At 74.8% G+C, this 23,680-nt stretch carries 19 protein-coding genes; 10 read left to right on the top strand and 9 right to left on the bottom strand.

Annotation, left to right across the window (positions count from 1 at the left end):
- Window positions 1–360 precede the first annotated feature (360 nt).
- Window positions 361–2,262 carry an alkyl/aryl-sulfatase gene (locus ACZ7MY_RS06620; RefSeq protein WP_499600108.1) on the bottom strand — a complete coding sequence of 634 codons (1,902 nt, stop codon included), beginning with the start codon at window positions 2,260–2,262 and terminating at the stop codon, window positions 361–363.
- A gap of 368 nt (window positions 2,263–2,630) precedes the next feature.
- Between ACZ7MY_RS06620 and ACZ7MY_RS06625 the strand changes: the two genes are divergently transcribed.
- From ACZ7MY_RS06625 to ACZ7MY_RS06645, 5 genes are all read left to right on the top strand, one after another.
- Window positions 2,631–3,257 (top strand): PadR family transcriptional regulator, encoded by a 627-nt coding sequence (locus ACZ7MY_RS06625; RefSeq protein WP_499600109.1) that lies wholly within the window; start codon window positions 2,631–2,633, stop codon window positions 3,255–3,257.
- A gap of 48 nt (window positions 3,258–3,305) precedes the next feature.
- On the top strand, window positions 3,306–4,043 hold the full coding sequence (locus tag ACZ7MY_RS06630) for an ABC transporter ATP-binding protein (protein ID WP_499600110.1): 738 nt from the start codon (window positions 3,306–3,308) through the stop codon (window positions 4,041–4,043).
- Entirely contained in the window at window positions 4,040–6,892 is a 2,853-nt protein-coding gene (locus ACZ7MY_RS06635) for an FtsX-like permease family protein (protein WP_499600111.1), read from the top strand. The genes ACZ7MY_RS06630 and ACZ7MY_RS06635 overlap by 4 nt, the downstream gene beginning before the upstream one ends.
- Window positions 6,893–6,948: 56 nt before the next feature.
- Complete coding sequence (locus tag ACZ7MY_RS06640) at window positions 6,949–7,692, top strand: aminoglycoside 3'-phosphotransferase (protein ID WP_499600112.1); 744 nt, start codon at window positions 6,949–6,951, stop codon at window positions 7,690–7,692.
- A 71-nt stretch (window positions 7,693–7,763) separates the two neighbouring features.
- A complete protein-coding gene (locus ACZ7MY_RS06645) occupies window positions 7,764–8,483 on the top strand; it encodes a VWA domain-containing protein (protein WP_499600113.1) in 720 nt (239 codons plus the stop codon).
- Here ACZ7MY_RS06645 and ACZ7MY_RS06650 read toward each other — a convergent pair.
- On the bottom strand, window positions 8,470–9,039 hold the full coding sequence (locus ACZ7MY_RS06650; protein WP_499600114.1) for a hypothetical protein: 570 nt from the start codon (window positions 9,037–9,039) through the stop codon (window positions 8,470–8,472). The two genes, ACZ7MY_RS06645 and ACZ7MY_RS06650, sit on opposite strands and share 14 nt — an antisense overlap.
- A gap of 116 nt (window positions 9,040–9,155) precedes the next feature.
- On the bottom strand, window positions 9,156–10,814 hold the full coding sequence (locus ACZ7MY_RS06655) for an IucA/IucC family protein (protein ID WP_499600115.1): 1,659 nt from the start codon (window positions 10,812–10,814) through the stop codon (window positions 9,156–9,158).
- Window positions 10,815–10,888: 74 nt separating this feature from the next.
- Between ACZ7MY_RS06655 and ACZ7MY_RS06660 the strand changes: the two genes are divergently transcribed.
- Window positions 10,889–12,499: an IucA/IucC family protein gene (locus ACZ7MY_RS06660; RefSeq protein ID WP_499600116.1), complete on the top strand. Its 1,611-nt coding sequence runs from the start codon at window positions 10,889–10,891 to the stop codon at window positions 12,497–12,499.
- Here the strand turns inward: ACZ7MY_RS06660 and ACZ7MY_RS06665 are convergent.
- The 4 genes from ACZ7MY_RS06665 to ACZ7MY_RS06680 all read right to left on the bottom strand — a co-directional run bounded on the left by ACZ7MY_RS06665 (window position 12,448) and on the right by ACZ7MY_RS06680 (window position 18,377).
- Window positions 12,448–13,224 carry a peptidoglycan-binding domain-containing protein gene (locus tag ACZ7MY_RS06665; RefSeq protein WP_499600117.1) on the bottom strand — a complete coding sequence of 259 codons (777 nt, stop codon included), beginning with the start codon at window positions 13,222–13,224 and terminating at the stop codon, window positions 12,448–12,450. The genes ACZ7MY_RS06660 and ACZ7MY_RS06665 overlap by 52 nt on opposite strands.
- Entirely contained in the window at window positions 13,221–14,174 is a 954-nt protein-coding gene (locus tag ACZ7MY_RS06670; RefSeq protein WP_499600118.1) for a hypothetical protein, read from the bottom strand. Before ACZ7MY_RS06670 ends, ACZ7MY_RS06665 begins: the two co-directional genes overlap by 4 nt.
- A 76-nt stretch (window positions 14,175–14,250) precedes the next feature.
- Window positions 14,251–15,729, bottom strand: a complete 1,479-nt coding sequence (locus tag ACZ7MY_RS06675) for a dihydrolipoyl dehydrogenase family protein (protein WP_499600119.1) — start codon at window positions 15,727–15,729, stop codon at window positions 14,251–14,253.
- A gap of 122 nt (window positions 15,730–15,851) precedes the next feature.
- Entirely contained in the window at window positions 15,852–18,377 is a 2,526-nt protein-coding gene (locus ACZ7MY_RS06680) for a SpoIIE family protein phosphatase (protein WP_499600120.1), read from the bottom strand.
- A gap of 229 nt (window positions 18,378–18,606) precedes the next feature.
- Between ACZ7MY_RS06680 and ACZ7MY_RS06685 the strand changes: the two genes are divergently transcribed.
- Window positions 18,607–19,032, top strand: coding sequence for an OsmC family protein (locus tag ACZ7MY_RS06685; protein WP_499600121.1), 426 nt, complete (start codon window positions 18,607–18,609; stop codon window positions 19,030–19,032).
- 119 nt (window positions 19,033–19,151) lie between these two features.
- Window positions 19,152–19,757, top strand: coding sequence for a TetR/AcrR family transcriptional regulator (locus ACZ7MY_RS06690; RefSeq protein ID WP_499600122.1), 606 nt, complete (start codon window positions 19,152–19,154; stop codon window positions 19,755–19,757).
- Between the two features lie 88 nt (window positions 19,758–19,845).
- Here ACZ7MY_RS06690 and ACZ7MY_RS06695 read toward each other — a convergent pair whose 3' ends face one another.
- Window positions 19,846–20,154, bottom strand: a complete 309-nt coding sequence (locus ACZ7MY_RS06695; RefSeq protein WP_499600123.1) for a GNAT family N-acetyltransferase — start codon at window positions 20,152–20,154, stop codon at window positions 19,846–19,848.
- Entirely contained in the window at window positions 20,151–20,420 is a 270-nt protein-coding gene (locus tag ACZ7MY_RS06700; RefSeq protein ID WP_499600124.1) for a DUF2630 family protein, read from the bottom strand. The genes ACZ7MY_RS06695 and ACZ7MY_RS06700 overlap by 4 nt, the downstream gene beginning before the upstream one ends.
- Before the next feature lie 185 nt (window positions 20,421–20,605).
- Between ACZ7MY_RS06700 and ACZ7MY_RS06705 the strand changes: the two genes are divergently transcribed.
- Entirely contained in the window at window positions 20,606–22,117 is a 1,512-nt protein-coding gene (locus ACZ7MY_RS06705) for an MFS transporter (protein ID WP_499600125.1), read from the top strand.
- Window positions 22,118–22,391: 274 nt separating this feature from the next.
- Window positions 22,392–23,588, top strand: coding sequence for a MarP family serine protease (locus ACZ7MY_RS06710; protein WP_499600126.1), 1,197 nt, complete (start codon window positions 22,392–22,394; stop codon window positions 23,586–23,588).
- The last annotated feature ends 92 nt before the right edge of the window (window positions 23,589–23,680 follow it).

Below are 23,680 nucleotides of genomic sequence, written 5' to 3' on the forward strand. Positions count from 1 at the left end.
AGCTGTCTGGATGGGATTTCTTGGTTTCGAGGCCAGGTACGGCACGGAAGCCGTTGCGGGAAGCCCTGTCCGGTGCCGTGGGCACGTCGAGCGGGTCCGGCGAGCTGGACGGCGGTGAGCAGTGTCCGGGCCGCGCGGCTGTGACTTCATCGCTTCCCAGACGCGTGCGCGAACGTGTCGGCGGTCCTACGCGGCCGTTGGAGTCCATGCCCGGCGGTACGGCTCCCATGGCGAGCGGTGGGGCAAAGCGGGCTGTGGGCTGCGTGTGTGCCACCCGTTCACAGGCGGGCCTCCCGGTTCCTCGCCGGCAGGGTCGCGGAGTCGCAGATCATCGGGGCACCTTTTGCGAGTTCGCGCTGACTACGGGGTGACGATCGCGAAGTCCGGGTCGGGTCGGGTGAGATGCGAGAACAGTTCGGGGAGTTTGTCGGCGGCGCCCGAGATCCGGGTGCCGGATCGAGTCGGCAGGTCGGCTGCCGGCAGGGTTCCCAGGAGGACGGCCCGCAGGTCGGCCTCGGTGAGGGTGATCTCCAGGTCCGGTTGGGCGGCGGCGGGGCCCTCTCCGGGCACGTGGGTGAGCACGCCGTTGTGCAGGCGCCAGGTGATGGGCTGCGCGCCGTGGACGTTCCATCGGATGGTGATGTCCGCGTCCCAGCTGCCGGGGCCGTCGACGCGGATCGCGAGGGAGTCGAAGAGCTGGTCGAGGGAGAGCGCGGAGATCACGTCGGGGGACGCGGTGACGGTGGGGGTACCGACCGCGCCGTGGCGTAGTTCGAAGGCCCCCGTGAGGTAGAAGTTGCGCCATGTGCCGTTCTCGCTGCCGTAGCCGAGCTGGGTGAGGGCGTCCGCCTGCAGCTCTCGCGCCTCGGTGTTGCCGGGGTCGGCGAACAGCACGTGGTTGACGACCTGGGCCACCCATCGGAAGTCGCCTTCGGCGTAGGACCGTCGGGCACGACGCAGGACCTCGTCGGCGCCTCCCATGAAGTCCACGTAGCGGGTGGCGGCTTCGGCGGGCGGGTGTTCCCAAAGGTGGGCGGGGTTCCCGTCGAACCAGCCCAGGTACCGCTGGTAGATCGCCTTGACGTTGTGACTGACGGAGCCGTAGTAGCCGTGGGTGTGCCAGACGCGCTCCAGGGCCGGCGGAAGATGCATCCGTTCGGCGATCTCCAGGGCTGTGAGTCCCTGGTTGATCATGCGCAGGGTCTGGTCGTGCAGGTACGCGTACAGGTCGCGTTGCTCGGTCAGGAAGGTCAGCACCCGGTCACGGCCCCAGGTCGGCCAGTGGTGCGAGGCGAACGCGACGTCGGATGAGGCGCCGAAGAGCTGGATGGTCTCGGTGAGGTACTGAGCCCAGACGCGCGGGTCCCGGACCTCGGCGCCGCGCAGCGTGAGCAGGTTGTGCAGGTTGTGGGTGGCGTTCTCCGCCATGCAGAGCGCCGCGTGGCCGGGGAAGTGGATGTTCAGTTCGGCCGGCGCCTCGGTCCCGGGGGTGAGCTGGAAGACCATGCGGATGCCGTCGACGGTGTACGTCTGGCCGGTGTGCGTGATCTCGACGGTGGGCGGGATGAGGCTGACCGTGCCCGTGGAGGTCGTCTGCCCCAGACCTGCCCCGAGTTGGCCGTGCGTCCCCTTGGGCAGCGCGGCGCCGTACATGTAGGCGGCGCGGCGCGCCATCGCCGTGCCCGCGTACACGTTCTCACTGACGGCGTGGACCAGGAAGCCCTGAGGGGCGATGACGGGCAGCCCGGCGCCGACCTTCTCGGCGGTCATGACGCCCTTGACGCCGCCGAAGTGGTCGACATGGGTGTGGGTGTAGAGGACGCCCGTGACGGGGCGGTCGCCGCGGTGGCTTCGGTACAGGGCCAGGGCGGCCGCGGCGGTCTCGACGGACAGCAGGGGGTCGACGACCAGGATGCCCTGCTCGCCCTCGACGACCGTCATGTTGGACAGGTCGAATCCGCGTACCTGGTAGATGCCCTCGGCCACCTCGAAGAGCCCGTGCCGGGCGACCAGACCGCTCTGCCGCCACAGGCTCGGGTGGACCGTGTCCGGGCAGTCCGCATCGAGGAACCGGTACGCGTCCAGGGACCACACCACCCGGCCGTCGCGGTTTGTGATCTCCCGCTGGTCGACGGTGCCGAGGAAACCACGGCCGATGTCCTCCAGGTCGCGGCTGTCCTCGAACGGCAGGAGGCTTCGTGCGGCCTGGTTGGCGGCGACGATGGCCGGCTCGGGGCCCTTCAGCGCGGAATCGGCGGACAACGTGTTCCCCTTCGAGACGGGAGCGGCATCACACCGTTCGGGATGAGCCTCTGTCACCTTCGGTGAACACCCTCAGGCGCGCGAGCAGGAGTACTCCATCCGCACGACACCGCCGGGGGCCGGATGAAACGGATCCCGGCCCGGCGGGATACGCGGCCGCCCGTGACGTTCGGTCCGGCCGTACGGCTGCCGTGGGCTCGTGCAGCCGCGATCCGGTATGTGGAGCCGTCGCCGGGGACGGCCGCCGACCGGACGGGACCGTGGCGGCGTGTAGTCGCGCGTAGGGCACTGCGGGGATTGGCGAAGCCCAAGTCGGGTGCCGCGGCGGCTGGTTGGTTCGGTCGGCATACTTGGTATATATACTCGGTATGTCGATCCGCCACGGGCTGCTCGCCCTGCTTGAACACGGCCCCCGCTACGGGTCCCGGCTGCGCTCCGAGTTCGAGAGCCGTACCGGTGCGACCTGGTCCCTCAACGTCGGGCAGGTCTACACGACCCTGAACCGATTGGAGCGCGACGGGCTGGTCGTGCAGGACGGGGAGGACGACTCGGGGCACGCGCTCTACCGCATCACCGAGGAAGGGCGGTCGGAGCTGGGCTCGTGGTTCCGCAGCCCCGTCGACCGCAGCAACCCGCCGCGCGACGAACTCGCGATCAAGCTCGCCATGGCGGTGAGCGCGCCGGGGGTCGACGTGCGGGACGTCATCCGGCTGCAGCGGCTCCACGCCCTGCGGGCGATGCAGGACTACACCCGGCTCAAGGCCGCGGCCCCGGAGCCGGCGTCGGACCGGCCGGAGGACGTGGCCTGGGTGCTCGTCCTGGAGCAGCTCATCTTCCAGACCGAGGCCGAGGTGCGCTGGCTCGACCACTGCGAGGCGCGGCTGGTCAGGGTGGCGGCCGCCGCCGCGGCCCGGCGGGCAGAGGCGGACACCCGGCCGGAGCCCGCGGACGGCGGCGCGCCCCGGGGCGGCCGCCGCCGCGCGTCGCGTTCCTAGCGGCGCCCCCGAAGCCCCCATCCCGTACCCCTTCCGAAGAGGACCGCCTTGTCCCCACTCACCACCGAACCCGTCCTGCGCATACGCGAGCTGACGCGGACGCACGGCAGCGGCGCCACCGAGGTGCACGCGCTGCGGGGCGTCGACCTGGACGTCCACGCGGGCGAACTCGTCGCCGTCATGGGGCCGTCCGGCTCCGGCAAGTCCACGCTGCTGGCGATCGCGGGGGGCCTGGACACCCCGACGTCCGGCAGTGTGACCGTCGAGGGCACCGAACTGGCCACCGCCGGACGCAAGGAGCTCGCGGCGCTGCGCCGGCGCCGGGTCGGCTACGTCTTCCAGGACTACAACCTCATCCCCGCGCTGACGGCCGCCGAGAACATCGCCCTCCCCCGTGAACTGGACGGCGTCCCGGTGCGCCGGGCACGCAAGGAGGCCGTCGAGGCGCTGGGAGACGTCGGGCTGGAGCACCTGGCGGACCGCTTCCCCGACGAGATGTCCGGGGGCCAGCAGCAGCGCGTCGCCATCGCCAGGGCCCTCGTCGGGGAGCGCCGGCTGCTGCTCGCCGACGAGCCGACGGGCGCGCTCGACTCGGAGACCGGCGAGTCCGTGCTCGCCCTGCTGCGCAGGAGGTGCGAGGCCGGAGCGGCGGGTGTGCTGGTGACCCACGAACCGCGGCTCGCCGCCTGGGCGGACCGGATGGTCTTCCTGCGGGACGGCGCCGTCGTCGACGAGACCAGCCGGACGCCCGCGGAGTCGCTGCTCAGCGGGACGGCCGGCCGGTGACCGCCCGCTTCCACGCCTGGCGGGCCGCCCTGCGGATCGCCGGCCGGGACGCCCTGCGGGCCCCGGGCCGCACCCTGCTCGTCGTCGGCATGCTCGCCCTGCCCGTGCTGGGGGCGTCGGCGGCCGACGTCACGCTGCGCAGCGCACAACTCTCCCCGGAGCAACAGCTGGAGCGCACCCTCGGACGGGCGGACGCCGAGGTCCGCTACCCCGGTTTCGGCCCCATCCTCCAGGACCCCGACGCCTCCGCGCTCTACGTGGACCACACCCCCGTCGAGGGGCAGCCGGACGACGTGGCAGACGGTCCGCCGACCCCGGCGACCGCCAGGGCCGTCCTCGCGCAGGCGATGCCGCCGCACGCCCGGACGCTCGAACGCCTCGCCGGCACCGCCGAGGTCCGTACCCGCCACGGCGCTCTCGACGTCGACGTGCTCGAACTCGAGACCGCCGACCCGATGACCCGCGGCATCACCACGCTGAAGCAGGGCCGCCACCCGGTCCGCCCCGACGAAGTGGCCGTGACGACGCACTTCCTGACGGTGAGCGGCCTGCGGGTGGGGTCACGGCTCACCGTGCGGGACCTCAGCCCCTCCTACCGCGTCGTCGGCGCCTACGAGCGCCCCGGGGACCTGACCGCGGACGAGGTCAACGCGCTGCCCGGCGCACTGCTGGCCCCCTACGGACGGATGCTCGCCGGCGCCCACAGGACGCCGTCCGAGCCGGCCGCCGAGACGTTCCTGGTGTCGCTGCCGGGCGGGTTCGGCTGGCCCAGGGTGGTGGAGGCGAACACCCACGGCGTGGCGGTGGTCTCGCGCGAGGTGACGCTGCACCCGCCGGCCCGATCCGACGTGCCGCAGTACCGGGAGCACCCGGAGCGGCCCCTGGCCGCGCCGGTCTCCGCGCGGGCCACGGCGGCGGTGACCGTCGTCGTCCTGGCGCTCGCGGAGGTCTGCCTGCTCGCGGGGCCCGCGTTCGCCGTCGGGGCCCAGCGCTCGCGCCGGCAGTTCGGGCTCATCGGCGCGGGCGGCGGCGAGGGCCGGGACATCAGGGCGGTGGTCCTCGCCGGAGGCCTGATCGCCGGCGTGGTCGCGGCCGCGGTGGGAACCGCCCTCGGCATCGGCCTGGCCGCGGCCCTGCGTCCGCTGTTCGAGGCCCGCGGCGGGGCGCGGTACGGAGGCTTCGACCCGCACCCGGCCGACCTCCTCGGCATCGCGCTGCTCGCCGTGCTCGCCGGACTTGCGGCCGCGGCCCTGCCCGCCGTCACGGCGGCCCGGCAGCCGGTCCTGGCCGCGCTCACCGGGCGCAAGGGCGTGCGGCGCTCGGGGCGGCGACTGAGCCTCGTGGGCCTGGCCGCGTTCCTGCTGGGGACCGCGATCGCGCTGTACGGGGCGATGCGGACCGACTGGAAGGTCGTCGTCGCGGCCGGCAGCGTCATCGCCGAGGCCGGTGTCGTCGCGATGACGCCGGCGTTCATGGGGATCGCCGGCCGCCTCGGGCGCCGGTGGGGCCTCTCGCCCCGCCTGGCGCTGCGGGACGCCGCGCGCAACCGCGCCCGTACCGCCCCCGCCGTGGCGGCCGTGCTCGCCGCCGTCGCCGGCACCGTGACCGTCGCGGCGTACACCGCCGGCACGGCAGCCCAGGAACGCGCCGGGTACGAGGCCCTGCTGCCCGACGGGGCGGTGACGGTGATGGTGGACGAGGACCGTGGACGCGACGTCCCGGCCGCCAGGAGAGCCGTCGCCCGGAACCTGCCCGTGGGCGTCGAGGCGGACGTGGACCAGCTGTTCACCGGCCGCGCCGGCTGCGACCAGGACGGCATGTGCGGTTACGTGGAGGTCGTACGGCCTCCGGCCGAGAGGTGCCCGCTGTACGACACGGGACCGGCGAACCCGCTGTCCGCGATGCCGCGTGCGGAGCTCAGGGCGCTGGCCCACGACTCGCGCTGCACGAACGGCAGCACCGGCGACACGACTCCCAGCGGTGTCCTGGTCGGCGACGCGAGACTGCTGGCGGTGCTCGGCGTCGACGACCCCGGGGCGGTGGCGGCCCTGGCCGAAGGGCGGGCCGTCTCCCTCGACCGCCGCAACGTGGACGCCCGGGGCCGGGTCGCCGTGCGGCTGGTCACCGACGACCTGCGGGCGAGCGCCGCCGAGGCACAGGGGAAGGAGCCGCCGGGCAGGGTCGCCCGGTTCCCCGTCCACCAGGTTCCCGGCAGCCCGCCCAACCACGGCGTGGAACTGGTCGTGCCCCCGGCGGCGGCCAGGGCGGCGCACATCGGGACGGTGCCGTTCGGCGCCTACTTCACCACCACGCACCCGCCGACCGACGCGCAGCGGCAGAAGACGCAGCAGGCCCTCGGCGACACCGGGGCCGACGTCCGCTTCCACCTGGAGGAGGGGCCCGAGGACCCGGCCGGTGTCGTGCCGCTCGCGCTGGCCGTCTTCGCGGCGGTGGTCACGCTCGGCGCCGCCGGGACCGCGACGGGCCTGGCACGCTCCGACGCCGAGGCCGACCTCGCCACGCTCGCCGCGATCGGGGCGCCGCCCAGGACCCGCCGGCTGCTCACCGCGTTCCAGTGCGCCGTGGTGGCCGCGGCGGGCGTGGTGCTGGGTGCGGTCACCGGGATCATCCCCGCCATCGGGCTGCGGCTGGTCGACCGGCGCATCGTCGAGGCCTTCAACGAGCGGCAACTCGACGAGGGCAGCGCGAGCCGGATCATCGAGCACGTGCCGATCGTCGTGCCCTGGGGGCTGCTGGCCGTCCTGCTGATCGCGGTGCCGCTGGGCGCCGCCTGCCTGGCGGCGCTGGCCACCTCGTCGAGGCCCACGACCACGCGACGGGCGGTGTAGCCCCGGCAACGCGAAATGGGCTGGCCTTCCGGCGGGGCGCGGGGGAGCATGCGGCGGTGGAGATTTCGGGGCCGCCGGAGGGCGAGGTGGAGGTGCCCGCGCGGATCGGGGCGCTGGCGGGGGAGCGGACGCCGCTGCCCGTGTGGCGCAACGAGAGGGGCGGGCTGACGTTCCGGCTGGGGGCGGGGGAGGACCGGCTGTTCGCCAAGTGGGCGCCCGCGGGCTCGGGGATCGACCTCGGGGCCGAGGCCGAGCGCCTGGAATGGGCGGGCCGGTTCACGTCCGTGCCGCCCGTCGTGGAGCACGGCGCGGACGGCGACGGGACCTGGCTGGTCACCCGCGGGCTGCCCGGGGAGAGCGCCGTCAGCCCGCGCTGGACGGCCGAACCCGCCACCGCGGTACGTGCGCTGGGCGCCGGGCTGCGCGCGCTGCACGAACAACTGCCCGTCGACGGCTGCCCGTACGACTGGTCCGTCGGCACGCGCCTGGAACGCGCCCGGCGGGCCGGCCGGCCGGTGCCGGGGGACCTGCCGCCGGCGCCGCCCGTCGAGCGGCTCGTGGTGTGCCACGGCGACCCCTGCGCGCCCAACACCCTGCTGGCCGAGGACGGCTCCTGGTCGGGCCACGTCGACATGGGCGCCCTCGGCGTCGCCGACCGCTGGGCCGACCTGGCCGTCGCCACCTGGAGCACCGAGTGGAACTACGGCCCTGGCTGGGAGGGCGCGCTCCTGGACGCGTACGGCATCGCCCCCGACCCGGAACGCACCGCCTACTACCGGCGCCTGTGGAGCGTCACCTGACGGGTGCGCCGGGCGGGCCGGAGGTGGCACGATCGGGGCGGGAGACCGCGAGAGCGAGGGGGCGGGACGAGATGGCCATCAGTCTGGAGAAGGTGCAGGCGGCGGCGCCCGGGCTGGTGAGCCTGTACAAGGGCGCCCGGGTGTCGCTGGAGAAGGCCGGGGTCGCGGGCGAGCGCGCCGCGGTCTACCTGGTGCTCGACCGGTCGGGCAGCATGCGGCGGCACTACCGGGACGGCACGGTGCAGCGCCTGGCCGAGCAGGCCCTCGGGCTCGCGGCGAACCTCGACGACGACGGGGTCGTGCCGGTGGTCTTCTTCTCCACCGAGGTGGACGGCGTCGCCGAGATCGGCCTCGACGGGTACGAGGGGCGGATCAACGCGCTCCACGAGGGCTACGGCCACATGGGCCGCACCAACTACCACCTGGCGATGCAGGCGGTGATCGACCACTACCGGGCGTCCGGCGCGACGCAGCCCGCGTTCGTCATCTTCCAGACGGACGGCGGCCCCTCCTCGCGCACGGCCGCCGAGCGGCTGCTCTGCTTGGCGGCCGGGCTGCCGATCTTCTGGCAGTTCGTCGGCTTCGGCGACCCGGCGGGCAAGGACTTCGACTTCCTGCGCAAGCTCGACGAACTCCCCGTTCCCGCCAAGCGGCTGGTGGACAACGCCGGTTTCCACGCCGCCGGGGAGGAGCCCGCGGCGGCGCCGGACGCCGAGTTGTACGCGGCGCTGATGGAGGAGTTCCCGCAGTGGCTGACCGCGGCGCGGGCGGCGGGCGTCATCCGGGACTGACGGGCGGGGCGGCGGCTGCGGCGTCCGCGGCGGCCGCGTCGACGAGGCGGTCGAGTCCGGCGGCCGACTCGGGCGCGAGCCGGTAGACGCCCTGGAGGCCGATCGACCGCGTCAGCCGGCCGTCCTCGACGAACCGCAGCTTGCGTTCGGCGCGGCGCGAGCGGTACGTGAGCCGTTCCAGCAGCTCGCCGGGGACGGTGGTGCCGAAGTCGAGCGGGGTGCCGGGCGGGCCCACGAGCACCTCGGACGCGCAACCGCCCTCCAGCGGCGACCAGTCGGGCAGCTTCGCCAGCTCGTCCGCGGCCCCCTCGTACGGGATGATCCGCGCCACCTCCAGGCGGCCCAGCACGTGGAGCCGGGTGCGGTGGACGCGGACGGGGAAGACGCGGTCGCCGGGCTTGACCCCCGCGAGCCTGAAGCTGGGCAGCGACTGGTGCGGCCCGCCGAACAGGACGCGGAGCGGGCGCCCGGCGTAGCCGCTCCGCGCCAGGTGACGGCAGAGGTCGTTGGTCCACAACGTCGTGTAGGACTGCGGGGCGTCGGCCGTTTCGGACATGCCCGCCACCGTAGGGGGCCCCACCGACAGCGGGCTCGGGCCGGCTGGGCCTCGCGGTCGGTGCGGTGTTCGCCGTCGTGGGGTGGAGGGGGCAGGGCCCCGGACGTCCGCCCCGGTCAGAGCAGGGGGTTGGGGAGGCCCGTCCACTGGTCGCCGGTCGTGGGGGTTTCCAGGCGCATCAGGGTGAGGGCCTTGAAGGGGAGTTCGGGGGCGGAGAGGAGGGCCGCGCGGTCGGTGCGGGTGTCCGCCGTCGTGGGGAGGGCGTCGAAGGCGCGGGCGGTCTCCGTGCGCACCGCGGCCCACAGACGTGCCTCGGTGGGGCGGTGGCCCTCGCCGAGCGTGGAGACGAGGCTGCCGAACGTCGTGGCGACCAGGGAGCCGTAGAGCTTGGCGTGCAGGACCGCGGGGTCGTCGCTGAGGCCCCGGCCGAGCGGGGGCAGGGCGATGCCGTGCCGGGCGAGGCGGGCCGGGCTGATCCGGACGTCCGCGAGGTCGCGGTAGACCAGCCGCAGCGGCCGGGCGTGCCGGTCGAGGACGAGCAGGAGGTTCTGCCCGTGCGCCTCCAGGGCGACGCCCCAGGACAGCAGCCTCAGCACGGCCGGGAGCGCGAGCCGGGCGAAGGCGGTGAGCCAGGCGGCGCCGTCCGGGGGCGCGGCAGGTTCCGCGGCCGAGAGCAGGGAGCGGAGCAGCGGCGGTCCGCCGTCCGCGGGGCGCTCGGCGAGGGCGGCGACGGGCAGGACGTACTCCCCGGCCGCCGGGTCGGCGAAGCCGGACGGGGACTCGCGCAGCAGTGCCGCGAGGTCGGGGCTGGGCTCACCGCCGACGACGGCGGCCGCGGCCCCGACGTTGCGGACGACGCGCAGCGCGTCGCCGCCGAGCCGCCGGGTCAGCTCGTCCAGCAGCGCGGACAGCGGGGCGCTGTCCGTCACCGAGAGGGCCGAGATGTCGCGGACGGACGAGGTCATCCGCATGCTCAGCGCCGTCTTCAGGTGCGGCCCGCCGTCGAGCGGGGCGAAGGTGCGCACCGACATCAGCGGGCGGGTCGGCACCGCGGCCTCGGCGTACGGGCGCAGCCCCAGGGCGGGCAGGATGTGCCGGGTCTGCCAGGGGTGGACGGGGAGCAGCAGCCGGTCGCCGTCCCGGAACCGGTCCGGCCAGGCGCCCGCGACCAGGGACTCGGCGGCGGGGACGGCGACGAGGTCGAGGGCGACGACGGGCCGGTGCTCGGGCCCGTACGCCAGTTGCTCGGCGACCGAGAAACCGGGACGGCTGCGGCAGCACGGGTGGTAGGGGTGGCCGTCGACGACGCCCTGCTCGAAGGATGCGAGCGTCGGCGGCCGTACGCCGTGGCCGTCCGCGTCCGCGGCACCCGCCCGGGACAGGGCCAGGGAGGCGACGCTGTGGTCGAGTTCGTCGCGCAGCAGGCCCGAGCCGGGCAGGCCCAGGGCCGCCACCAGGGCGGCCGGGTGGTCGTGGGGCAGGCCGTCCAGCAGCAGGGCGGCCTCGTCATCCGGCGACGCCAGGTCGTGCGGCAGCCGCCGCGGCCCGGTGAGCAGCCGGCCGTCGTGGAAGAGCACGCGGCCGGGGCCGCGCCAGGCGATGCCCGGCAGCGGTTCCAGCAGCAGGGCGCGCCACAGGCGGCCGAGGACGGCGGCGCGGGCACCGGGGAGCGCAGCGGTGTACGCGTCGTGCAGATCAGGTCGGAGCGTCGCCAGCTCGGTGGCGAACGCCGTCTCCAGGGGGCGCCGCGTCGCAGCCGCCGAGTGCGGGTACATGATGAGTCCCTACCCTACGAGGAGGCAGCCGGCCGTGCATCGACAAGCCCTGCGACCAGCGGGAACGAGCCGTCGTGGGTGAGGCCTGGGACCGCGCCGAGGCACTCTCGGCGACGGCCCTGCTGAACTGCCTGCTGCGTGAGGTCGCCGTGCCCGCCGGCGAGGACGGGGGCCGTCCCGTCCACCGGCTGCCCGCGACCGGGCGGCTGCTGCGGGTGCGGGCCGGGCGCCATCCCGCCGGGCCCGAGGTGCACACCCCGGACGGCTGGCGGCCGCTCCCGCTGGAGGCGCTGGTCGACGTCACCGCCGCGGAGCTGACCGCCCGCACGGGTGTGGCCAACACCGGGCTGCCCGCCGAGATCGCGGACAGCCGCGACGTGCTCGCCGCGCTGCTGGAGGCCCGCGAGCACGCCCCGCCGCCGGCCGACCCGTACCTGCGCTCCGAGCAGGCCCTGGTGGCCGGGCACCGCCACCACCCCGCGCCCAAGACCCGTGGCGGCGGCCCGCCGGAACGCTGGCTGCCCTACGCGCCGGAGGCGCACACGAGCTTCCCGCTCGCCCTGCTGGCGGTCCGGGCGGACCTGCTGGCCGGGGAGGGCGACACCGCGGTGCTCGACCGGCTCCACCCGGACGTCCCCGAGGGCTACCGGGTGCTGCCCGCGCACCCGTGGCAGCTGGCCCTGCTGGGCGACCTCCCGGCCTTCCACGACGGCCGGCTGCTGCGGCTGGGGGAGACCGCCGTGCCGGCGGTGCCGACGGCGTCCGTGCGGACGGTGTACCTGCCGGAGGCCGACCTCTTCCTGAAGTTCAGCCTCGACGTGCGGATCACCAACGACGTCCGCCGGCTGTGGCGGCACGACCTGCGGTGGCTCGGGCCCGTCGACGAGGTGCTGCGGGCCGTCCCGGAGGCGGACGTCCTGTCCGACCGCGGCTACCGGACGGCCGGCCTGGACGGCCCCGACGGCCGGGACGCGTACGAGGCGCTGGCCGTGCTCGTCCGCGACGGTTTCGGCGCGCACCTGCGCCCGGGGCTCACCCCGCTGCTGGCGGCGGCCGTCGCCGAGGGGTACGCAGGCAGCCCGCTCGCCGCGCCCGGGCTGACCGCGCGGGGCGCGCTGGCCTGGTGGGAGGCGTACCTGCGGCAGGTCGTGCCGCCGGTGCTGCACGCGTTCCTGCGGCACGGGGCGGTGCTGGAGTGCCACCTGCAGAACGTGCTCGTCGCCGTGGACGACGAAGGGCTGCCCGGCCAGGCGCTCTTCCGCGACCACGAGGGCGTCAAGCTGGTCGAGGAGCGGCACGGGGAACTGCTCCGGCGCCACGCGCGCCCTGATGCCCCCGGGCCGGGCGTGGACGCGGCGCACGGCTGGGAACGGCTGGTCTACTGCCTCGTCACCAACAACCTGATGGAGATCGCGGGCGCGGTCGCCGCACGCCACCCGGAACTCACCCCGGTGCTGTGGGCGCGCGCCCGGGCGTTCCTCGCGGGGTGGTCGGCCGAGAACGGCGAGCCGGCGCCGCTGCGGGAACTGCTGTCCGCGGCGCACATCCCGGGGAAGACCAATCTGCTGCTGCGCTGGACGGGCGCGGACGGGGCCGCCGCCCGCTACCTGCCGCTGCCGAACCCGCTGCGGCCTCAGGGCGCGGAGGTGACCGACTCCAGCGAGCGGCGCGTGGCGGGGCCGTAGAAGCCGGCGGTGTCGCCCGTGACGCCGTGGTCCTGCTGGTAGCGCTGGACGGCGGATTTGACGCCGCCGTCGTACTTGCCGTCGGCGGGGCCGTCGTAGAGCCGTACCTGGGTGAGCCGCTGCTGCAGCGCGGTGACCTCGGGGCCGCGCGAGCCGGGCTTGAGCACCGTCGCGGGGACGGCGGGCGCGGTCCCGGCGCTGCCGTCCGGGGCGCCCGCGGTCGCGGTGGCCGTGGCGGACGCGGAGGCGGGCACAGAGGCGGAGGCGGAGGCGGGGTCCGGGCCGGCCGGGGAGGCGTCGCCCGTGCCCGCCGGTGCCGAGGAGGCCCCGGCACCGGACGAGGGCTCCGCCGTGCCGCCGGAGCGGAGCAGGCTGGGCGGGGCCGGCTGCGGCTGGGAGGCGCTCGGGGCGGGCAGCGCCCGGTCGGCCTCGCCGGGACCGGTGACCAGGTGCCCGAGCAGGGCCAGGACGCCGACGCCGGTCACCGCCGCGGCCACCACGACGAGGATGCGGGTGCGCCGTCCGGAGCGGGCGGCCGCCCGGCGCGGACCGCGCGGATCGCCCGCCGGGTACGGCTGCGGCGGCACCTCCGGCGCCGCACCGGGCCCGCCGACCATGCCGGGCGGGTCCTCGGGGAACAGGTCGGCGTAGTCGGGCGCGGGCCCCTCGGCGCCGACGCCCATCAGCGGTCTGACGGTCGTGCCGCCCGGCTCGCCGCCGGTCATCTCTCGTCGCCGGCCTGGTCGGGCACGAGGCGTTCGAGGACGTCCTGGAACTCCTCGCCGACGGTGATCATCAGCCCGTCGCCGTCCTTGCGGCTGAGCTGGGTCAGCACCCCGTCCCGCCACCAGTAGACGTACGGGCTGATCGGGCCCACCGCGTCCTCGTGGCCCGCCGCGGCGAAACCGGCCATGCCGTTGAGCGCCGGGATGACGCCGCTGTCGCGGATGGCGTGGAAGGCCAGCTGGTGCCGGAAGGGCATGGCGACCAGCGCCCCGTCGGCGGTCAGCGGCTCCCCGGTGACCCGCTCCACCAGCTCGTCCAGGACCAGCACCCGGGCGGCGGTGAAGAAGGAGTCGCCGACCAGGACGTCGAAGCGCACATCGGCGTGCCGGACGACCTCGTGCCGTTCCACCGGCAGGTCGCGCAGGTTGAGCAGGGCGCGGCCGCGCAGCTCGCGGGTGTCGCCGAGCGGGCCCAGGGCGTGGTCGGCGAGCGTCATCACGCTCTCCGGCAGGTCCAGGGCGAGCACCTCCAGCAGCCCCGGCGCGGCGACCCGGGCGTAGCGGAAGGTCTCCGGGTCGACCGCGTCGGGCGGGACCAGGCGCGGGTAGAGCCGTTCGCGGATCTCCTCGACGGGCATGGTCTCCAGCGGCGAGGGGCCGTCGAGGGTGCGCAGCACCGCCCCGACGTGCTCCCGGGCCAGCTGCGGCCACACGCGCGGGCCGCGGCGGTCGTTGTGGCAGAGCGCGGCGAGGTTGCCGAGCCCGAAGCGACGGCCGGAGTCGTCGGTCACCATGTCGGCGAAGACGGTGACCTCCAGCCCGAGTTCGGCGAACGACTCGCGCACGGTCGCGCGGAAGCGCGCGCCCTCGTCCACCGAGAAGAAGGCGTACTCGGGATCGCGGGGTGCGTCCCGCTGGTCACGCTTCGGCCCGCGCCGGAAAATCCCCACCTCAGCTGTCCCCTCGACCTGGTCTCGACGAGCAGGGCGCGATCCTATCGGCAGGCGCCCGGGGCCGCCGTCTCCGTCAGCCTTCGCCGTCCGGCGCGTCCCGGTAGGTCTCCAGCAGCCGCAGCCAGATCTCGCTCATCGTGGGGAAGGCCGGTACGGCGTGCCACAGCCGCTCCAGCGGGACCTCCCCGGCGACGGCGATGGTGGCCGAGTGCAGCATCTCGCCGACCGCCGGGCCGACGAAGGTGACGCCGACGAGGTGACCCCGGTCCAGGTCGACGACGGCACGGGCCTTGCCCTTGTAGTCGTCGGCGTGGAGGCCGGCGCCCGAGACGTTGCCGATCTGGTAGTCCACGACCTTGACGCGGCGGCCCTCCTGGCGTGCCTGCTCCGCGGTGATGCCGACGGACGCGGCCTCGGGCTCGGTGAAGACGACCTGCGGGACGGCGCCGTGGTCGGCGGTGGCCGCGTGCCGGCCCCAGGGGGCGGTGTCGACCGGCTCGTCCTTGGCGCGGGCGGCGATGGCGGCGCCGGCGATGCGGCCCTGGTACTTGCCCTGGTGGGTGAGGAGCGCGCGGTGGTTGGTGTCGCCCGCGCAGTACAGCCAGCCGCCCTCGACGTCCTTGACCAGGCAGGTGTCGTCGACGTCCAGCCACGAGCCGGGGCTCAGGCCGACCGTCTCCAGGCCCAGGTCGTCGGTGTGCGGGACCCGGCCGGTGGCGAACAGGACCTCGTCGGTGAGGAGTTCGGAACCGTCGGAGAGCACCAGGGTGACCGGGCCGGACTCCGCGTCGCGCCGCAGCTCCGTGACCGAGACGCCGGTGCGGATGTCCATCCCGGCGGCGCGCATCCCGTCCGCGAGGAGTTCGCCCACGAACGGTTCCCAGCGCGGGAGCAGCCCGGAGCCGCGGACCAGCACGGTCACCTCGGAGCCGAGGGACCGCCAGGCGGTCGCCATCTCGACGCAGACCACTCCGCCGCCGACCACCACGAGCCGTCCGGGCACCTCGGGGGAACTGGTGGCGTCCCGGCTGGTCCACACGTGGTCGTCGGCGATGCCGGGCAGGTCGGGCAGTTGCGCGCGGGTGCCCGTGCATACCGCCACCGCGTGCCGGGCGACCAGGACGCGCTCGCCGCCGTCCGGGGTCTCGACGACGACGCGGCGCGGCCCGTCGAGGCGTCCGCGTCCCCGGACCAGGTCGATGCCGGCCGAGTCCAGCCAGGTCACCGCCCCGTCGTCCTTCCAGCTGGAGGTCCAGTAGTCGCGCCGGGCCAGCACCGCCGCGGCGTCCAGGCGGCCGCCGGCCGCCTCCCGCGCCCCCGCGACCGCCCGCGCGGCGTCCAGGGCCGCCTGCGGGCGCAGCAGCGCCTTGCTGGGGATGCACGCCCAGTACGAGCACTCACCGCCGACCAGCTCGGCCTCGACCACCACCGTGGTCAGTCCGGCCTGCCTGGTCCGGTCGGCGAGGTTCTCCCCGGTGGGGCCCGCGCCGATGACGATGACGTCGTAGGTGTCCGTGCTCGTGTGCGTACCGCTGTCTGCCGCCGTGGTCATGGTCCCACCGTAGGCAACAGCTCGTCCGCGCACAGCCGGAACCCCCCCTGTTCCGCGGCCTCACCCGTACGGCTGGTAGGCCATCAGGGCGAGACGGGAGGCGGGGCCGCCGCTCGCGGCTCTCACGCGGGGAGTTGCTGCTCCGTCCAGATGACCTTGCCGCGGTCGGTGTAGCGGGTGCCCCAGCGGCGGCAGAGCTGGGCGACGAGGAAGATGCCGCGGCCGCCCTCGTCGGTGGTGGCCGCGCGGCGCAGCCGGGGGGAGGTGCCGCTGGCGTCGGCGACCTCGAAGACCAGGGCCCGGTCGCGCAGCAGCGTGGCCCGTACCGGGCCGGCGCCGTGGCGGATGGCGTTGGTGATCAGCTCGCTGGCGATCAGCTCGGTGGTGAAGGCGAGCTCGTCCAGGCCCCAGGCCCGCAGACGGCCGGTGATGGCGGACCGGAGGGCGGAGACGGCCGCCGGGTCGCCGGGCACGTCCCAGCAGGCCACCTGGCGCTCGTCCAGGGAGCGGGTGCGGGCGACGAGCAGGACGACGTCGTCGGCGGAGGGCACGGGGCGCAGCGCGGCCTCGACCGCCGCGCACACCTCCTCCGGCGGGCAGCCGCGCGGGACGGCGGCGAGGGCCCGGCCGAGGCGGCGCATCCCGGTGTCCGGGTCGAGGTGGCGGCCCTCGATGAGGCCGTCGGTGTAGAGGACGAGGCCGCTGCCCTCGGGGACCGCGAACTCGGCCGTCTCGAAGGGGAGTCCGCCCAGGCCCAGGGGCGGCCCGGCGGGCAGGTCGGGGAAGCGCACCCCGCCGTCGGGGGCGAGCAGCGCCGGTGGCGGATGGCCGGCGCGGGCCAGCTGGCAGCGCCGAGCGACCGGGTCGTAGACCGCGTAGAGACAGGTCGCGCCCGCGAGGCCGGGGCCGGTGCCGCTCTCGTCGTCGAGGCGGACGACGAGGTCGTCCAGGCGGCCCAGCAACTCGTCCGGGGGCAGGTCGAGGGTGGAGAAGTTGTGCACGGCCGTACGCAGCCGGCCCATGGCGGCGGCGGCGTGGATGCCGTGGCCGACGACGTCGCCGACGACGAGCGCCACGCGCGCCCCGGAGAGCGGGATGACGTCGAACCAGTCGCCGCCGACCCGGCCACGGGCCGCGGGGCGGTAGCGGTGGGCCACGTCCACGGCGTGCTGCTCCGCCACGCCGCGCGGCAGCAGGCTGCGCTGGAGTTCGAGGGCGAGGTGGTGCTCGCGGGTGAAGAGCATCGCGTTGTCGATGCAGACGGCGGCGCGGGCGGCCAGGTCGCGGGCGAGGGTGAGGTCGTCGTCGGCGAACGGTTCGGTCCGCGCGGCGCGTTGGAAGGTGGCGACGCCCAGCAGGGTGTCGCGGGCGCGCAGCGGGACGGCGATGACGGCGCGGGGTTCCCCGTCCGGGCCGGGGGAGGTGTCGCGGACCGCCGAGCCGGCGCACAGGGCTCTGGCCTGGGGGCTGCCGGGCACGAGGCGAATCGGTTCACCCCGGGCGTACGGGCCGTACGCGCCGGCGGGCGCCGCGCCGCCGTCCGCCACCCGGCGCAGCTCCGCCCCGGTGTCACCGGGGGCCGTGCCGTGCAGGACGGGGCGGAAGAGGTCGACGGTCGCGTGGTCGGCGAAGCGGGGCACGGTGGCCTCGACGATCTCGCGGGCGGTGCGGGCGACGTCGAGGGTGGTGCCGATCCGCAGGGCGGCGTCGCTGAGCAGTTCCAGGCGGCGGCGCGCGGCGACGGCGAGGCGGCCCACCCCCGGCTCGCCGACCAGCAGCGGGCGGCTCCCGGCCGGGGCGGCGCCCGGTGCCCCGGCGTCCCCGGGCACGCTGACCTCCACGACGGCGCCGCCCGCGACGGGCCGGCACAGCAAGTGGGCCGTACGGCCGCGGGAGAGGGGGAGTTCGAGCGCCTCGCGCCGTCCGGCGGCGATCAGTCCGGCCGCGGTCTCGGCGAGGGCCGACTCGTCGCCGTCGGTGAGTCCGGCGGGGGGCCCGACGCCCTGGACGCGTCCGGCGCCGTCGAGCCGCAGCGCGGTGGACCCGGCACCGCGGTGCTCGGCGTTCAAGTAGTCGTGCAGCAGGGCGCGTTCGCGTTCGCCGCACTCCTCGAGGAGCCGCTGCTCGATGGCGAGGGCGCAGCCGCGGGCGAGTTCGGCCATGAGGGGATGGGCGTCGCCGGACAGACTGGTCAGGTCGAGCACGCCCTCCACCCGGCCGCTGACCGGGTGGCGGACGGGCACCCCGAAGCAGCTGAAGCCGCGCAGGGCGGCGGAGAAGTGCTCCTCGCCGCAGACGCGGACGGGCTGCCGGGCGGCCAGCGCGGTACCGATGCCGTTGGTCCCGGCGTCGAGCTCGTGGTAGCTGAACCCGGGGGCGAGCCGGACCCGGTCCAGGGCGGGCAGCAGCGGGGGTTCGGCGGCCCGGCGGTCGATCACCAGGCCCCGGTCGTCGGTGAGCAGGACGGCGGTGCGGGTGCCGGAGAGCGTGCCGGCGAGCCGGTCGAGGACGGGGGCCGCGGCCCGGACCAGGGCTCCGGTGGGGTCGAGGTCGTCGCTGTACGGGACGTCGAACCTCTCGGGGTCGAGGCCGGCGCTCCGGCAGCGTTCCCACGAAGCGAGGATCGGTACCCGCACGGATTCGACCACCAGGCTCACTCCTTGACGTCCGCGTCCCAGGTCCCGAACGTAGGGCGGCGACGCGCCGGCGGGGGGCGGGTCGGTGAAATCCCTGCATACAGCCACCCTTGTGGGTGACGGCTCGTTTGACAGAGGGCAACACGACCGTCACGGCGCGGGTGATCGCTTCGCGAAGCGGCCTGCCGTGGTGAAGACTTGGACCCGCCGCAGCCGTACTCCGCACTCGGGAGGAACCACCATGTCCACCACGCGCGTCGCGCACACCGTCTGGGACGGCAGTCTGACGGAGGGCAGCGGGGTCGTGACCCTCGACTCCTCCGGCATCGGGGAGTACCCGGTGACCTGGGTCGCCCGCTCGCAGGAGCCGGGCGGGAAGACCAGCCCGGAGGAGCTCATCGCCGCCGCCCACTCCAGCTGCTTCTCGATGGCCCTGTCGGCCGGTCTCGGCAAGGCGGGCACCCCGCCGACCCGGCTGCGCACCCAGGCCGACGTCACCTTCAAGCCGGGCACCGGCATCACCGGCATCCACCTGACCGTCGAGGGCGAGGTGCCCGGGATGGACGAGGCGGAGTTCGTCAAGGCGGCCGAGGACGCCAAGGCGAACTGCCCGGTGAGCAAGGCGCTGGCGGGCACGGAGATCACCCTCACGGCTTCGCTGGCCTGACGCCGCACGGCCCGTACCGTGTGCACCGCCCATCGAAACGTTTCGGTTTCGGTGGGCGGTGCCATATTGTCGTTCGGATACGGAACCGTTTCGCAGGGGACGAGAGACGGAGCAGGGACATGACGACCGACGCGAGCGCACCGGCGCGCCGCACCCGGCTGACGCCCGAGCGGGAGCAGGAGCTGTACGGCGCGGTGATCGACCTGCTGCGCGAGGTCGGGTACGACGCGCTGACCATGGACGCGGTCGCCACCCGGACCCGGTCCAGCAAGGCCACCCTCTACCGGCAGTGGAAGAGCAAGCCCGAGCTGGTCGTGACCGCGCTCCGGTGCACCAAGCCGGTGCACGTGGAGAACGTCGACACCGGTTCGCTCCCCGGCGACCTGCACGAACTCGCCGACCGCATAGGCGACGGCTCCGACGTGGACACCCCGCTGATCCGGGGCCTGGCCCACGCCTCCGCCACCAACCCCGACCTCGCCGAGGCGATGCGCCAGCACCTGATCGAGCCCGAGCTCACCGGGGTGCGGCAACTGCTGGGCAGGGCCGCCGGGCGCGGTGAGATCGACGCGGCCGTGCCCGCGGCCGAGTTCATGCCGCACATGATGCTCGGCGCGGTGGTCACGCGGCGTCTGCTGGAGGACGTGGAGGTCGACGCGGCGTTCATGCACCGGTACATCGACGCGGTCGTGCTGCCCGCGCTGGGTGTCGCGCGGGGCCGCTGACTGTGCGCGGGTCGTTTGTGGCTGGGGGAGAAGCCCGACAGCAACCACAACGGGGCCGCACACGACAACCGGGGCGCCCGCCGGAGGCTCAGTCGCTGACCGCGCTGCGCGGGCGGTACTCCAGGTCCTCGTACTCCGGGTGGTGCGCGATCCACCCCGCGATGAACGGGCAGGCCGGGAGCACGCTCTGCCCGCGCTCGCGTGCCTCGTCCAGGGCGTGGCGGGCCAGCGCCGAGCCCACGCCCCGGCCCTCGAACTCCGGGTCCACCTCGGTGTGCAGGAACGCGACCATCTCGGGCGTGCGGATGTACGTGGCGAAGCCGGCGAGCCTGCCGTCGACGTGCGCCTCGTAGCGCCGTGCGCCGGTGGCGTCCGAGACCTTCGCGTCGCTCTTCACGACTGGTAGCCCTCCACGGTGCGCGAGGAGCGTACCTGCGCCTCGCCGGGGTCCCCGCCGGCCTCGGTCTTGGCTCGGCGCTGGCGGAGCAGGTCCCAGCACTGGTCGAGCTCCCGCTCCAGGGCGTCGAGCCGCGCCCGCTCGGTCCCGCTGTCCATCTGCCCCTCGCTGAGGAGCTCGCGCAGGGTCCTCTCGTCGGAGACCATCGCGCTGATCCGTTCCAGGATCGCCTTCTCGGGGCGATCTCCCGCGTGATGCTCGGCCACGGCCCGCACCTCCTCGTCGTCGGCACCCACTCTAGGCAGCCGCTTGCGTCCATGCGATCGAAACATTTGCGTTTCGATAAGGGGCTCCCTAGTCTCTGTGTGTACGAAACGGTTTCGTATCGCGTCGGGTTCCCGGCGCCCGGGCGCACCCTGCCCTCCTCGCGACCGACTGGAGCACGTTCCGCATGTCCCAGACCACCGCCGCACCTGCCGCACCTGCCGTGCCGGCCGAGACGAACGCGAGCGACGCCCCGGCGGCGCAGCGCTGGTGGGTCCTCGCCGTCATCGGCATGGCACAGCTGATGGTCGTGCTCGACGCGACCATCGTGAACATCGCCCTCCCCTCCGCCCAGGCCGACCTCGGCTTCACCGACGGCAACCGGCAGTGGATCGTCACCGCCTACGCCCTGGCCTTCGGCAGCCTGCTGCTGCTCGGCGGCCGGATCGCGGACCTCTTCGGCCGCAAGAACGCCTTCCTCGTCGGCGTCGTGGGCTTCGCCGCGGCCTCCGCGCTGGGCGGCGCCGCCGGCAGCTTCGAGATGCTGGTGACCGCCCGGGCCCTGCAGGGCGCCTTCGGCGCGCTCCTCGCGCCCGCCGCGCTGTCGCTGCTCACCACGACCTTCACCGACGCCAAGGAGCGCGACCGCGCCTTCGGCATCTACGGCGCCATCGCGGGCTCCGGCGCGGCCGTCGGCCTGCTGCTCGGCGGTCTGCTGACCGAGTACCTGGACTGGCGCTGGACCCTCTACGTCAACCTGGCCTTCGCCCTGGCCGCCTTCCTCGGCGGCGTGGCCCTGCTGCGGCGCGCGGGCCGCCGTCCCGGCGCGACGATCGACCTGCCCGGCACCGCGCTGGTCTCCGCCGGGCTGTTCGCCGTCGTCTTCGGCTTCTCCAACGCCGAGAGCCACGACTGGAGCTCGCCGCAGGTGTGGGGCTACCTGGCCGCGGGGGCGGCGCTGATGGCCGTCTTCGCCTGGTGGCAGACCCGGGCGCGGCACCCGCTGCTGCCGCTGCGCGTGCTGTTCGACCGCAACCGGGGTGCCTCCTTCGCGGCCTCGCTGGTCTCCAGCGCCGGCATGTTCGCGGTCTTCCTCTTCCTGACCTACTACCTGCGGCTCACCCTGGGCTTCTCCGCGGTCGAGACGGGCCTGGCCTTCCTGCCGATGGTCGGCGCCCTGATGGTCGGCGCCCAGGTCGCCACCACGGTGCTGGTGCCCCGGGTGGGCCCGAGGCCCGTGGTGCCGACCGGCTTCGGCCTGTCGGCGGCGGGCCTGGTCTGGCTGACCGGGCTCGGCCTGGACAGCGGTTACGCGGCCGACGTACTGCCGCCGCTGCTGGTGGTCGGCCTCGGCATGGGCCTGATCTTCCCGCCCGCGATGAACCTGGCCACCGCCGGCGTCGGGGCCGAGGACGCGGGTGTGGCCTCCGCCACGGTCAACGCCATGCAGCAGGTCGGCGGCTCGATCGGCACCGCGCTGCTGAACACCCTGGCCACCGGTGCCGCCACCGACTACGCCCTGGCCCACCGCACCGATCCGCTGGTGAAGGCGCGGGCCGCCCTGGAGGGCTACGCGACGGCCTACTGGTGGGCCGCGGCCTTCTTCGCGGCCGGTCTGGTGATCAGCTTCCTGATGTACCGGCGCGGAATTCCCGCTCGGGACGGGAATGCTGACGCCGCCCCGGTCGTCCACATGTAGGGGGAATGAGCTGCGGGGCCGCCCCTGAGCGGTGGGAAGGCCCCGCACGCGCCGACCCGTGGGGACGGGGTGCGGTGCGACGGAGGGCCCGGTGCCGGAGTCCGTGGTTGCACACGGAAGCCGCGCCGGGCCTTTCCCATGCGATTCCACGGCGATCCGGGGTAGGCGGGGCGGATGTGACGGAATCTGCGTGCGGTGCGCCGCAAAAGGGAACCTATGGTCAGTTAATGTGCGTTTTCACTGGTCCATAGGGTTTCGTCGAAAGGCCCCTCGGTTGAACCTGCTCGACCTCCTGCTGCTGGTGCTGACCGTCGCCTACGCCGTCGCCGGCTTCCGGCGGGGACTGGTCGCGGGCTGCGTCTCGCTCGCTGGCTTCCTCGGCGGTGCGGTGGTCGGTGTGTGGCTGCTGCCGTACGTACTGCAGTACGTCGAGCCGGGCACACCACGGGCCACGCTGGTCGCGCTGCTCACCGTCCTGGTGCCCGCGGCCGGCGGGCACGCCCTGGCCTCCGGGCTCGCCCTGAAGGCGCGGACCGGGCTGGACTGGGGCCCGCTGCGCTGGGTCGACGGGGCGGGCGGCGCGGTGGCGAACGCAGTGGCCGTGCTGCTGGTCTCCTGGGTGGCCGCGAGCGTGCTGGTGACGTCCTCCTCCAGCGTGCTGTCCCAGTCGATCCGCGGGTCCGAGGTGCTGGGCGCGGTCCAGGACACCATGCCCCGGCAGGCACCGACCTGGTTCAGCAAGGCGACCAGCGCACTGGCCGAGGCCGGGTTCCCGCAGGTGTTCAACCCCTTCGAGTCCGAGCCCGTCAACGGGGTGCCCGCGCCCTCCGGTGACAGCGTCACCGCGGCCGCGGCCGGCGCCGCGGCCCGCAGCACGGTCAAGATCGAGGGCGTCGCCTTCGTGGACGGCCGCCGCCAGGGCCAGGAGGGCACCGGCTTCGTCTACGCCGACGAGCACGTGATGACCAACGCCCACGTGGTGGCGGGGGTGGACGACCCCGCGGTGCAGGTCGGCGGCACCGGCCGGGCCTACCGGGCCACGGTCGTGCTCTTCGACCCCGGCAAGGACATCGCCGTCCTGGACGTCCCGGGGCTGAACGCGCCCGCGCTGGACTTCACCGACGACGCGGTGCGCGGCGACGGCGCCGTGGTGGCGGGCTACCCGCAGGACGGCGGCCTCGACCTGCGCGCGGCGACGGTGGCCGGGCGCATCCGCGCCACCGGTCAGGACATCTACGGCGACGGCACGGTCACCCGCGACATCTACCAGGTCCGGTCCGTCGTGCGCCCCGGCAACTCCGGCGGCCCGCTGCTGGACACCTCCGGACGCGTCTACGGGGTGGTCTTCGCACGTTCCACCACCGACTCCACGACGGGCTACGTGCTGACCGCGGACGAGGTGCGCTCCGACGCCCTGCGCGGGGCGAGCGCCACGGAGCCGGTGGACACCGGCGACCGCGCGGCGCTGTGACCGCGGCCCCGCGCCCACGGAGCGCGGCGGGCCTCCGCATACGTTCGACGTTAGACTTTCCATTTACGCTGAAAACCGGACGAACCCATAAC

Source organism: Streptomyces sp. NPDC111520 (genome assembly GCF_055635295.1).